This window comes from Paenibacillus sp. MER 180 (assembly GCF_023713665.1).
Classification (GTDB): domain Bacteria; phylum Bacillota; class Bacilli; order Paenibacillales; family Paenibacillaceae; genus Paenibacillus_B; species Paenibacillus_B suaedae.
The window spans coordinates 140,029-153,114 of sequence record NZ_JAMAVT010000008.1 but is presented as its reverse complement, the minus strand read 5'-3'; the positions used below and the strand labels follow the sequence as shown (position 1 = coordinate 153,114).

The following is a 13,086-nucleotide window of genomic DNA, read 5'->3' as shown; positions in this document are numbered from 1 at the left end:
GCTTACGGTGCAGACAGTTATGTGGGCGCTGTCCCATTACGGATACATAGCTTTATTTATGTTGCTTGCTCTAGGCATCATCGGCATCCCTGTACCGGATGAGACGCTGATGGTCTTTGTAGGCAGCTTGACGGTAAATGGACCATTTCAATACGCACCTGCCTTCGCTGTCTGTCTTGCGGGGAGTATGACCGGGATGTTCATCAGTTATATAGTTGGTCGTCGGGTGGGCAAACCCTTGCTGGATCGGTACGGGAAGAAGTTGAAGTTGACGCCGAAGCGAGTTGAACGGACAGAGCGCTGGTTTCAGAAATATGGAAGTTGGAGTATTGTGTTCGGCTATTTCGTGCCGGGACTTCGTCATTTGACTTGTTATTTGGCGGGGATGTCCAGAATGAAATGGACAACTTATCTTTTTGCGGCCGGATCAGGTGCATTATTGTGGGTGGCTACATTTCTAACGATTGGACATATTGTGGGAAATCATTGGCGTGAGGCGGTGCGATGGCTTCACTCGAAGGGGAACCCGATTCTGTTCGGTGGTCTTGTAGTGCTTGCGGTAGGAGGCACCATCACATACTTTATCATTCGTTATCGGATGCGAACCAATAAAACGCCTTGACTCCACGTGGAATCAAGGCGTTTCATTTATTATAGTGTCCATTATACGCGCTCGTTGGAAAATAGCTTAACTGCTTGGATCTTGTTTGTCGTCGGATCCAAATCAAGTCTCAACAGGCAGTTCTTTAATTCATAGCTCCACACATAATCTGTATCATGATCTGGACGTCCGAGCACCTTGGAGGCGGTAGCTTCACTGTCTCCAATCGTTAAACCCTGAATTCCTGTCGAGGTATCCTCGCCAGATACTTCAACAAATATGATTCTCCCATCCTGCTTGCATCCGTAAGAGAAGCCTTCGTATTGATACACGTCAATTGGATCGGTATCATCCATGACATAATGCTCCTCAGGTTCTCCCCATAGCTCCTTAACCGCGTCATTGTTCGAAGCAAGCATAATGCCTTTCAATTGAGGGTGTGCACGATCAAAGGCTTGATCCGTATATGTAGAATCACCGTTATGAGAGGATTGGTTCTTTGGTGATGCAATTTCGGTTTTCTCGTTTTGTTTTCCTACAGGCTTGCGTTCATCTGGCTTCACCTGAGAATCTTTTTGGTGCGAATAAGGTGTATCCGTTTCAATTGGGGGGATGCTATGCTCCTGTGAAGTGCATCCTTGAAGCAGCCACATCATCATGACTGCAGCCAGTACAATGGTTATACTGCGTTGCCGAGTAGATCGCCGCATCGTAAATCCTCCTCTACCGCCTCGCGACGGGCCTAGAACATATTACCCTATATACGGAATTTGAATCAATTGCCAATTTGGACGTTATGAACTAGTTATCAACAGTAAATAATAAGAAATAAGCTAAAATAACCCTCTTATATAGTTAGACGCTTCAAAGCTCCATTTAGTTTCAGTTGATGAAAAGAATTGTCTGCTTTTCTCCATTCACCACTTTGGCATATAATAAAAGATAAGATGGTGAGAGGGGGCAACGCAGATGGTGGATGAACGAACGGCTCGCTTTTTGGAAGAAAAAGTGACGGAGGCTAAAAACCATTTTGAACGGGCACTAGCATGCAAACACACGGAATTCGATGATTTGTACCCGTATATGATCGAACACCCTCAATTTTTCTGGTACAAAAGGTATGTCGCTTGGTCAGAACTGCTGACGATCGTAAAGCTGTGCGATCAGCTGCAGGTGAGCTGGACAGGGAAATTTACTGCGCAACAAGTTGCGTATATTAACAAGCGTGTCATGTCTGCCAAGGTATTGGACTACTGGTTTGAAACGAACGATACGAAGGAACATGTGGGCTATTGAGATGAAGCATGCGTATGTGTGGGGCCTGCTGAAGATGGCAGGCCTTGCATGTTGTACATAGCGGAGGTGTGAATTACACGATGATGGAGGAATCGGAGCTTGATCGTTATCGAGTGGAAGGAACATTTGTCAGAGTCATTAGGGACATACTGGAGATGAACGATGTTCGGGGATTCGTGGTTGCATGGGATGATGAGTATGTCATGATTCGCAAGCGGAATCGGCGTGTTGTAAAGCTGAGTCGCAGCTATATGATTCAACCTGCAGATGAGCCAAGAACAGTCCCTGAGACTTGACCGGATATACTGGAATACTGCATGGCAGCGGGGAGGGAAACCTGCCAACTGCCTTGCAGCAGAAATAAGAAGGTATAATTTCAAAAAGTTTATAAAAGTGTTGACGATACCTATAATGACGTGATATTATATTCCTTGTCGCCGGGAAAACAACTTAGCGACTCAATTGGAAGTAATCAAATATGCGGTCGTGGCGGAATTGGCAGACGCGCTAGATTCAGGTTCTAGTGGTAGCAATATCGTGGAGGTTCGAGTCCTCTCGACCGCACCATACTTTCATCAGTGAATCCTCATGCTTATGAGGTTTTTTTATTTTATATCCTTGCAAATGGAAGCACCCAGTCGTCGAGTTTCTCGACAGACTAGGTGCTTTTTGTTCCTCATTTTCCAAGATAAAAATCTGGAGGTTTGAGTCTTGATTTATGCTATTCGCGGTTTTTTAGTACTTCGGCCAATGAGACTTTTTTCAAATGCTGTCCGAGCAAGAAATTAGCTGCGAAGTAAGAGCAAAAAATAATGGCTAGCACAGCAGCATACTGCGGATATTCAAAGGTGGTATTGAATCCCATTGGCACGTGAGACACCATATAAGGAAAGAGTTTATCGATCACGATTTTACAGACTGGCGTTGCAATTATTGCTGTAAGCAGTACGATATAAAAATTGGAGCCCAGGTACAACTTATTCACTTCTTTTTCAGTATATCCAAAGGTTTTCATTAAAGAGATGCTGAAGGCTGACTTATCAATCGTCATTTTCAGCAGCAGGAACATCACAATGACAAACAGGATTATGCCGATGACGACTACGAGCGCGATCATGCCAAGCATCCGATCAATAAAAATGTCTCCGCTACGCTGAATATCGTTTATGGTCGTTACTGATTCGAGTCTACCTTTATCAATAGGGAGCTCCTTGGATGACAGTACAGTATTGTAATATGTCTCATTCTGTCCAAATCGTTCTCGCATGCGGTCAATATTCATAAATAGGTATAATCCATTACCGTATTGCACGATATCTTTGATTTTGAAGGTGTAGGTTTTATTTTCCGTATGATTCGATAGTGTGACGGTATCTCCCTTGCTCCAGCCGAACTTGATTGCAGCTGAGCTCGAAGCGTAAATTTCGTCAGTTGCAGCATCCTTATTCACCTTGAAAGGATAATAGGGAGAATTGTCCTTGATTCCTTGTATCGCTAGCTTTAATTCCCCATTGCTATATTTGGACTTGGCATACAGGGAAGTCGTAAGGGCTTCTTCACCGCCCGGTGGCACCTCTGCTGTTGGATATTTCATGAAGTACATGGTATTGAACTTTACTTCCTTCGTTATATCACTAGAAAGATGGGAGATGCTGGTGTACACCAACAGACCGAATACCATAATTAAAATGGCAAGGGACAGGCCAACGAAAAGAGAAATATTGATGCGTGCCTCTCGAATAACCTGACGGAGTCTGAAACGATTCAAAAATGCCATTTTTCCAAGGTCTATATGGCTAATTTTCGATGCCTTTTTCTCTTTACGTAGCAGCGAAAGAGGGTTTTGAGATAGCTTTTTGTTAATGACGAACAGATTTACGATAATACTGATGATGATAGGAATCATAATGCCATAGCCCACAATATACGGAGAAATGACAATCTGCAAATCGGGATAAGAATACTTCTGGATACTATCGGCGCTTAACACTTTCGCTAGGCTTAACCCGCAAGCTGTTCCTGCGATCCCTCCAGCTGCAATGATAATAACCGGGAGAATGAGGAAGTGGCGCAAGACATCCTTCTTTTGGTAACCCAGCGCATACAATGCGCCAATAACCGTGCTTTCACTATCAATATTGTGAACGACAAACACGGAGATGATATAAGATATTAAAATCGAATATATGATGCCGAAGACCATAGCAGACTTTTTACTCGTTTGCGCATCATTAATGCTTCCTTTAATTCGTGGATTATCTTCTGCTTGAATGAACGATGTCAGGTTGTGAAGCTGGAGAGAGTCGTCATCCTTGACAAGCTTCTTCGTTGTGGCATTTGATTGATTGGAACTCCCGGATGCCTGGCCGTTAGTCGGAGCGAATACACGTAAGCTGTCCGGTGACTCTATTTTTGCAAGATGAATGAGTTCAAGAATATATGGATTCGTTACACTAGCCGCATCAAAATCCATTTTTGTTAAATATTCTTTCAAGTTTTGTGCATGGAATTCCTTTGTCAATTGGTAGCTGTAGGAAAGTTCTTCGCTTGAGCTGGCAAGATTACTTGTCTTTAACGAATCATATGCAGCATCGGATACAAATGCAATGCTAAAGCTGGAGGGGTCTGGATTAACATCCGCGATACTGGCCGTCACACTGTCATAGTCAGGAACGGAGCCAATTCCGGTAATGGTATAAGAACCATCAGCAAACGTAATGGCGTTGCCAACAGCGTATCCGTGCAGCTTCGCATAGTGCTTGTCAAGAACAATTTCATTTTTCGCAGTGGCTTGTTTTCCTTGATCCAGCTCAATTAAATTCATCTGCTGCCGATTCTTGAATACGCGTAAAACGGATTGATCCGCTAACGTAAAGGTGAGGTAGGAGCTGTCTTCAATACGTACGCCTTTCGCTTCAAGCTCTTGTTCATTTGCCTTAGTAAGGGGAAGCAGCAAGGAGAAATTCCCGTCTTCCACCTTGGTCTTTGTTGCATGCTGCTGAACAGTCTCCGTTATAGAGTCCGTTGAAGCTGATAGACCAATAATTAGAGTTAATCCCATGAACATTAAGAAGAAGAGCGCAGCATATCGCAATAGATTTGATTTTAAATCTCTTATAATTCGTCTATTGAGTATCATTTAGTTGTTCTCCTATCACCATTCCAATTCATTTGCAGCAATCCGTGTTGCATTGTCATACTCATTCCAAATTTGACCGTCCTTCATCTGGATCACCTTATGGACCATATCCTTAATTGCTGTATTGTGAGTCACGATGAGCATAGTTGTCCCATACTTTCTGTTGATCTCCTCAAGCAGCATCAGCATTTCTTTGGATGTGCTGTAATCCAAGGCTCCTGTAGGTTCATCGCAAAGCAACAGCTTCGGATTTTTGACGAGCGCTCTACCAATGGCGCAGCGTTGCTGCTGCCCGCCGGAGAGCTGGGAAGGGAACTTTTTGCTATGTTCCGTCAATCCTAATGTTTCAATGATCTCATCCACATTAAGAGGGTGTTTTGTCAAGTACTCACATACTTGAATGTTTTCTTTAACTGTTAAATTAGGTACTAAATTGTAAAACTGAAATATAAACCCTAATTTAATTCTTCGATAGGAAGCGAGCTCCTTGCTTTTTAAGTTCACAATATTTTGTCCGTCTACAACAATGTTTCCATTATCAACTTTGTCGAGCCCTCCGATTACATTTAAAAAAGTAGACTTGCCGGAGCCGCTCGGCCCTAATATCACGCACATTTTTCCTTCCTCGATTTTCGTGCTTACTCCTTTTAGAACCTGAACATAACTGCTGTCTTTGCCATAGCTCTTTGTAATGTTGTCTACTGATAAATACACCTTTTAACCTCCCCAAAACGGAATAAAGTGTTATTAACTCATGTATTAAAATGGACAGGAATACGACCGGACAAAAGTTGGTCTAATACAACTTTTGTGGCAGGGGATGCCGAAGTACGATTTATTGCATATTCAATTGGTATTATATTGACCAGAAATTGGATTGTCAACTGGGTGTTATTCGTGCTAAATCTCCATAATCTAACGAAATCTATGATAAATTTATCGGAAATTAGTAAATATTGACTACTCATGCGGGCTGTGATATATATTTATTCAATCGCTGGTATTATAAGGGATTTAATCAATACAAATGTTTACAAACATAATTAATGAACTGGAATGGCGGTGAAATGAATGATCAATCAAAACGGGACAGCTATCATATTTGATGGGTTGAGTGAACGGAGATTTGAGCTTAGCAGATACTTGAATTCAATCCCGAACAGGCGGGTTACGATTGTCGAGGCACTAAGCGAGAAGTATGATGATGATCTTTCTCTTGAGTTAAACCTTAATGAGCAAAGGATTCGAAATGCAGCGATTGAAGCAGAGGCTTTACAATCTTGTACAGTTAAGCTGCGCAAGGATTATGAAGGATTGCACGAAATGCTGGATAAGGTCTGTTTGAGCTGCGCGGCCTCCTTTTTTAGCGATAAGCTGGATTCGTTTTCTAAAAAAACAATTACTGTTCATGAGTTAATGGCGGCTTTTGCAATTAAAGAGGAGTTTAGTTCTTTCGTACTACGTCTTCTTATGATTTTAGAGGAACATGCGTATATCACAAATGAAGATGGAATCATCACGGTTACGAAATCCCTTCATGATATTCCTGAAATAGATGTAATCCTGCAGCAATTTTCGGATGAGCAGAGAACATTTATGCCGTATGTAGAGCTGCTTCTGCATTGCTCCTCCGAGTATGGCAGAATATTTCAAGGTGATATCCCAGCGAATGAAGTGTTGTACCCTAATGGTGAATTTTCGATGGTCGATGACGTCGACAAACGGCTTCCACAGGCATCAAAAAGATCAATCTATGGCGAGATTCTGGCTCGGATCATCAAGGATATGGTGCATACGAAAAAGAAGAAAGTACGGATTCTCGAAATTGGCGCAGGTACTGGCGAGCTGACCTATAAAATCATGAAGCAACTTACAATCTCTGATCATGTTGAATACTATTTCACCGACATTGGACAATCATTCGTCGCAACCGCAAAATTTGAAGCGCAAAAAAGCGGGAATAAAATGATGAAGTTTGCCAAACTGGATATTTCTGTAGATATCGAGAGACAAGGCTTTCATGCGAACAGTTTCGATATCATTATCGGCTATGATGTCCTGCAGGCGACCGAAAGTGTTGAACGTTCCCTGCTGCATGTTAAGAAATTGCTCGTTCCGGGTGGAATCTTGGCGCAAATTCAAAGCTATGGGGATCAGCATGTTGACAATTTGATCTACGGCTTGTCTCCCGGTTGGTGGAACTTCACGAAGGATCCGCTCAGAGGGAGCAGAATCACGATGCTTCCGAGTGAATGGAGAGAAGCGCTGAACAGTACGGGATTTCATTGTATACAGAGCCTACCTGACAACTCTGATTCGTCGGATTGCGTAATTCTCTTATCTCAAAATGCTGAACTAGGATCAAATGAAGAAAAAGGCATATTGTATGATCGTTTGAAAAATGAGCGCTTCATGATATTAAAATCGTTACATGAGCAGTGCAGTATCGAATTTGTTCCATCCTTTGCAGAAGAAGATGTACAAGAGTATATGAGACAGGCGAAGCAGCGGGATGGATCTGTTGAAATCTTATTCCAGGACAGACCTCAAGATCATAGCATAGGGGAATATCACTACGGATTGGATGCTGACGAATTAAAATTGATTCAAATTCTAGAAACTGTGGTGGGAGCCAAGCAGATTCGTTTGGAGGATGAACTGCATGATATCGGACTGGATTCCCTATCAGGCTTACTTTTCATTTCGAAATTAAAAGAAGCATTTCTAACGGAAATAACGATAAAGGATTTCTACCGATTCAAATTTGTTGGGGATCTTGCCGAACACATTAAGCATGCCGATCGCAACGATTGTATGGAGCAAAAGGAAGAGGAGCAGCAGATAAACGCAAAGGATATGGATGAATTATTTGATTTTTTATAACCAAAAAGTTGCATTAGGGAAAAATTATTGGGAGGGGAAAAGATGAAAAAGATATTGTATGAAATTGGTGAAATTCCACCAGTCGGGCATGTACCAGAGAAAATGTATGCTTGGACATTGCGCAACGACCGATTAGGCGAGCCGATTGAGGCGTTTCAACAGGAAGTTGTTGATATTCCGCACCTAAAAGACAATGAAATGCTTGTACTCAATATGGCCTGCGGCATTAATTACAACGGAGTGTGGGCATCGCTAGGGCTGCCTAGAAATGTGGTTCATGCCCATCACAAATATGAAGACCCACAAGATTTCTTGATTTGCGGAAGTGAATCCAGTGGGATTGTGTATGCGGTAGGGGACAAGGTTACCAAATATAAAGTCGGCGATGAGGTTATATGCACGGGCATTCAATATGACGAGCATTGTGAGATGTATATGAAAAGCGAAGATCCGCGTATTAGTCCATCATTCCGAATTTGGGGATATGAAGGTAATTGGGGAGCGTTCTCCCAATTCTCAAAAGTTCAAGAAGCTCAATGCATTGCCAAGCCCAAGGAGCTGTCCTGGGTAGAGGCTGCTTCGGTTACGGCTACAGGCGGTACAGTATACAACATGCTTAAGCATTGGAAGGGCAATGAGATTCAATCTGGCGATATCGTCCTCGTATGGGGAGGATATGGAGGAGTCGGCAGTATTGCGATCCCACTTATTCAAGCGTTTGGCGGCATTCCGATTGCGGTTGTCTCTGATGATGCAAGAGGAGAATATTGCATGGGGCTTGGTGCGAAGGGGTATATCAATCGAAAAAAATATAATCATTGGGGAATCATCAATGAACAATTGCATAACGATGCTGCGCTGTACGGAAAATGGTTGAAGAGTGTCGTTAGAATTAGACGGGAAATTTGGAAGATCGCAGGAGAAAGGAAAGATCCGAAGATTGTAATCGAACATCCAGGTGCAGACACGCTTCCTACCTCCATGTTCTTGTGTGATTTGAAAGGCATGGTTGTCATTTGCGGTGCAACTACGGGATATGTCGGTTCACTGGATTTGCGGTACCTATGGCTGGGGATGAAAAGACTGCAAGGTTCTCATGCAGGGACAATCGAGGACGGAAAGACTTATCTGGATTTGATCGTAAAAGAAAACATTAGTTTCCCTGAGCCTACTACATGCAGCTTCGCAGATATCCCTCTCATCCATCAGAACATGTATACGAACTCGGCTAAAGGCGGCAACACCGTAGCGTTAATCGGGGCGAGTTAATGCGGGGAGCATTCAGAACAATAATCATCCAGGACAGGTTAGGTAGGGAGATCATAAATTCAAAGCGGGTGAGGGAAAAGGATGATCCAGAAGGAGCGGGGAGTAAGCAGCATAATGGCGAACGAGGATAAGGACAATTACTGGCAGGAGTATCTGGCTGGTTATGAATGCTGCGCATCTGTTTCAATCCGTTGTCCTGACAGCATTCCGAGCGAAACTGATGCAGAGTCAGAATACATTCTCGTATTCGATAAAATCATTTACGGACAAATGAAAGATTTTGCGAAAACCAATAGTATGGAGCTTTCTGTCCTTTTTAATGCAATGTGGGGCTTTTTGAGTGAACGGTATCACAACAAAAAAGATATCGTATTTGGCAATCGGTTCATCAATGATAGCACTTCGCACCTCAAGCCCATGACTAAAATTGTTCCGGTGCGTGTAAATTCCACGCAGGATGAAAGTGTAATCCATGTTCTTGAGCAAGTCGCACGGATACACCAGCAGCATATCGATTCCCCAGCATTATCAGATTCGCAGCTTTCTTGGTTGAATGGCGGGCTTATTACGCATTGCCCAGCAGGAGATGTCTGCTTGCAAGATCGTGAATACAGCTATGCGACAGGCTGTGGTATCGAATTGACGGTTTTTTATGATGATGAGTTAACTCTTGCTTTTCGCTATCGGGAGTCAATATATAGCCGCAGCATTATCGAAGGGATGGTCAACCATCTTGAACGAATTGCTGTGCAGATGATTCAAAATCCGCTGCAAAAGCTAAGTCAAATCGAGCTGCTTACAGAGGAAGAGAAGCTGGAATTGGTACGAGAATATCGTGCGGAAGGCGTTGCCCCAAACGAAAGTATAATCGCGATCTTTAGAAAAGCAGTGCGGCAGCATCCCGATCACCCGGCCATCAAGATGGGCAAGAGAGTGGTGACGTACAGTCAGCTTGATAAGCTATCGGATGTAATTGCCGCTGTTCTCCGTACAAGAGGAATTCCGAAGCAGAGCATCATAGCGATAATGGCTGACCGTAAAATAGAAACCATTATCGGCATCATAGGGATTCTAAAGGCAGATTGCGCCTATCTTCCTATAGATCCCGAATGTCCTCGCGAGCGGAAGGAGCATATTCTGCAAGACGCGCAGGTGAACACGATGCTAACTGCAAATACGTCATACGAGAATATCCCTTCACACATAACGATCATAGATTTGTGTGAACCATATTGCGACATCCAAGATGAAGAGCGTAGAGAGGAGACGGGTTCGTCGGATTCGCTTGCTTATGTCATGTATACATCGGGTACGACAGGAATGCCGAAGGGTGTCATGATAGAGCACCAAAGCGTAATTCGTCTTGTACGGAACACCAATTTCATTACGTTTTACGAGCAGGATCGAGTTCTGCAAACGAGCTCAATCGTATTTGACGCCTCAACGCTTGAAATATGGGGAGCACTGCTGAATGGCAGCACTCTTCACCTGATTCACAAGCCGGATCTACTGAACATCCAGAAGCTGAAATCGATCATTCAACATGAAAAAATTTCAGTGATGTTTCTTGCTTCAGCACTGTTTCAGCAAATAAGTGAAGCAGATATAACGGTGCTCAAGCCTTTGCGGGTATTGGTCGTAGGCGGAGATGCAATGTCAAGCAAGCAGGCCGAACGAGTCATTCATACCTATCCCGAATTGCAATTGATTAACGGTTACGGACCAACGGAAAACACCACATTTTCAACCACCTTTTTAGTGGACAAGCCATACTGTTCGGACATCCCGATCGGGAAGCCGATCGCGAATTCGTCCGCTTATATTATAGATTGCTTTGGGAACTTGCAGGCATGCGGACTTCCAGGTGAATTATATGTGGGGGGCGCTGGTGTTGCCAAGGGATACTTGAACAAGGATGAACTCACCGATGAGAAATTTGTTGAATTGCCGTCAATTGTTGCAGGTCGATTATACAAAACAGGGGACATTGTGAGATTAGATTCTGATGGCAATATTCGATTCATGGGCAGGCGGGATGGACAGGTCAAGATCCGCGGATTTCGAGTTGAGCTCAGTGAAATCAAGAATAGATTGCTAGCCCATACGCATGTCAACGACGCCTTCATCATGATCAATCAACACCAGTCTAACGATAAATGCTTATGTACTTACTTCACAGCTGACAAGCTGCTTGACAGCAGCGAGGTTCGAGACTATCTCGGGCAATTTTTACCTGACTACATGATTCCAACCTACATTTTCCAACTACATTCATTCCCACTTACGGTAAACGGAAAAATCGACAAAGAAGCACTGCCTGCACCAACTGGTGGGCAGGAGAATATGGTTGAAGCACCTGCGAACCTAGCCGAGCAATCGTTGCTTGAGCTGTGGAAAACCATTCTGCATCGTGACGGGATAGGGGTTAACGACAATTTTTTTCATATCGGTGGAGATTCGCTTAAGGCCATGTCCTTCATTGCAGCGGCAGAGAAAATTGGATTTGCCTATTCGATAAGCGATGTGTATTCGCATCCTTCGATACGGGAGCTGTTGATAAGAGGCAGTACGAGCAATAAAATACCTTCCATTTCAATTAGTGAACCGGTACGGCTTTCTTTCGCACAGGAGGGAATATGGTTCAACAGCAAAATTGAGCCGATTTACAATGTCGTCCTCAGTGTCTCCATACGCAATCCAGTGGACTTTCATCTGCTCAGACAGGCCATACATTGGGTTGTGTCCGATAATCAAGAACTGAGAACGATTATTGTAGAGCAAGACTATGTTCCTTATCAAAAAATCTATGAAGAAGTGATGGTAGATCTTACTTATGAGAAGCATGAGGATAAGTCGGAAGCGGAACTAAGGCGATGGTTCGAACATGAAGAAACCTACCGAGTTTATGAGCTGGATCAGGCTCCACTGTTTCATTTCCGATTAGGGGAGAGCATGGAGGGCATCAATATCTTTACGATAGGAACCCACCATGTTCTGGCGGATGCATACACGATCAATATCCTCCTTGCTGAAATTGATGAGAAGTATAACATGCTGCTGACGGGAACCGTTCTCCCTCTGTACCAGCCGAAGACGACATGTGCGGATTATGCAGTGTGGCAAAGACAGCAATATGAAAACGAAGCATATGAAGCAGATATTCCATATTGGATACGCTTGTTGAATGAAGACATTGTCAAGATTGAATTCCCGGAACATCCGAGTTCTTCCTATGGCAAATATGAGGGCGGGGGTGCAAGCATTTCGATCCCGCACGATACGATGACCAGATTTGAAGCGCTGTGCAGCGCTAATAACCTATCAAGGTTTGCAGGTTATACGACCATCTTTTATATGTTCTTGAACTATATTTTTGACATTGAAGATATTGCGATTGGAACCGCTTCGGCGGGTAGGGACAGAGGCGAGATTCAACATACGATGGGTAATTTCGCTTATGCTTCCTTGCTGCGGGCGAGAATCTCCAACGAAGATAGTTTTGTAGAAACAGCAGATAAGGTTCGGGCGTCCATTCACGAGGTGAATCGGCACCAGACATTGCCTTATGAAATGTGGCTGAAACAGCTTAATGCGGACAGCTGCTTATATAAGCTGCCATACCGCATCCTGATTGAATATATCAGTAACGATAAAAAAGCCGATACGCTAGGTTTCAGTGTCGCCGATTATTCGAATGAACTTACTCCGGCCGAGTTTACTTTCTTTATTCAATCTGAAGCGGATAGGGATTATCTTCACTTCTATTATCGAAAGAACATGTTCGATGCCGAGGAAATACAAGACTTTGTGTATTTGCTGGAGGATATTTTCACAGAGGCGGTTCTCGATCCGAATAAACCATTCACAAGCTATCAGTTGTAAGGTATCGAATAACAAA

General features: G+C 43.5%; 9 protein-coding genes and 1 tRNA gene. 7 read left to right on the top strand and 3 right to left on the bottom strand.

Annotated elements, in window-relative coordinates:
• Positions 1 to 7: 7 nt before the first annotated feature.
• On the top strand, positions 8 to 622 hold the full coding sequence (locus M3661_RS15000) for a DedA family protein (RefSeq protein ID WP_021260075.1): 615 nt from the start codon (positions 8 to 10) through the stop codon (positions 620 to 622).
• Between the two features lie 41 nt (positions 623 to 663).
• On the opposite strand, the gene M3661_RS14995 is transcribed toward M3661_RS15000, so the two are convergent.
• On the bottom strand, positions 664 to 1,311 hold the full coding sequence (locus M3661_RS14995; protein WP_065293559.1) for a DNA uptake lipoprotein: 648 nt from the start codon (positions 1,309 to 1,311) through the stop codon (positions 664 to 666).
• 259 nt (positions 1,312 to 1,570) lie between these two features.
• Here M3661_RS14995 and M3661_RS14990 point away from each other — a divergent pair, with 259 nt between their 5' ends.
• The 3 genes from M3661_RS14990 to M3661_RS14980 all read left to right on the top strand — a co-directional run bounded on the left by M3661_RS14990 (position 1,571) and on the right by M3661_RS14980 (position 2,464).
• Complete coding sequence (locus M3661_RS14990; protein WP_021260073.1) at positions 1,571 to 1,897, top strand: hypothetical protein; 327 nt, start codon at positions 1,571 to 1,573, stop codon at positions 1,895 to 1,897.
• Between the two features lie 80 nt (positions 1,898 to 1,977).
• Positions 1,978 to 2,193: a hypothetical protein gene (locus M3661_RS14985; protein ID WP_065293558.1), complete on the top strand. Its 216-nt coding sequence runs from the start codon at positions 1,978 to 1,980 to the stop codon at positions 2,191 to 2,193.
• A 184-nt stretch (positions 2,194 to 2,377) separates the two neighbouring features.
• A tRNA-Leu gene (locus M3661_RS14980) sits at positions 2,378 to 2,464 on the top strand.
• A 154-nt stretch (positions 2,465 to 2,618) separates the two neighbouring features.
• Here the strand turns inward: M3661_RS14980 and M3661_RS14975 are convergent.
• The gene (locus M3661_RS14975) at positions 2,619 to 5,036 is read right to left on the bottom strand and encodes an ABC transporter permease (protein WP_065293370.1); all 2,418 of its coding nucleotides are present in this window, start codon (positions 5,034 to 5,036) and stop codon (positions 2,619 to 2,621) included.
• A 15-nt stretch (positions 5,037 to 5,051) separates the two neighbouring features.
• On the bottom strand, positions 5,052 to 5,750 hold the full coding sequence (locus tag M3661_RS14970) for an ABC transporter ATP-binding protein (protein WP_065293371.1): 699 nt from the start codon (positions 5,748 to 5,750) through the stop codon (positions 5,052 to 5,054).
• Positions 5,751 to 6,107: 357 nt separating this feature from the next.
• Here M3661_RS14970 and M3661_RS14965 point away from each other — a divergent pair, with 357 nt between their 5' ends.
• The 3 genes from M3661_RS14965 to M3661_RS14955 all read left to right on the top strand — a co-directional run bounded on the left by M3661_RS14965 (position 6,108) and on the right by M3661_RS14955 (position 13,070).
• The gene (locus M3661_RS14965) at positions 6,108 to 7,919 is read left to right on the top strand and encodes a methyltransferase (protein ID WP_065293372.1); all 1,812 of its coding nucleotides are present in this window, start codon (positions 6,108 to 6,110) and stop codon (positions 7,917 to 7,919) included.
• Positions 7,920 to 7,961: 42 nt separating this feature from the next.
• Positions 7,962 to 9,188 (top strand): crotonyl-CoA carboxylase/reductase, encoded by a 1,227-nt coding sequence (gene ccrA / locus M3661_RS14960; RefSeq protein ID WP_065293373.1) that lies wholly within the window; start codon positions 7,962 to 7,964, stop codon positions 9,186 to 9,188.
• Between the two features lie 81 nt (positions 9,189 to 9,269).
• Entirely contained in the window at positions 9,270 to 13,070 is a 3,801-nt protein-coding gene (locus M3661_RS14955) for an amino acid adenylation domain-containing protein (RefSeq protein ID WP_251486396.1), read from the top strand.
• Positions 13,071 to 13,086 lie beyond the last annotated feature (16 nt).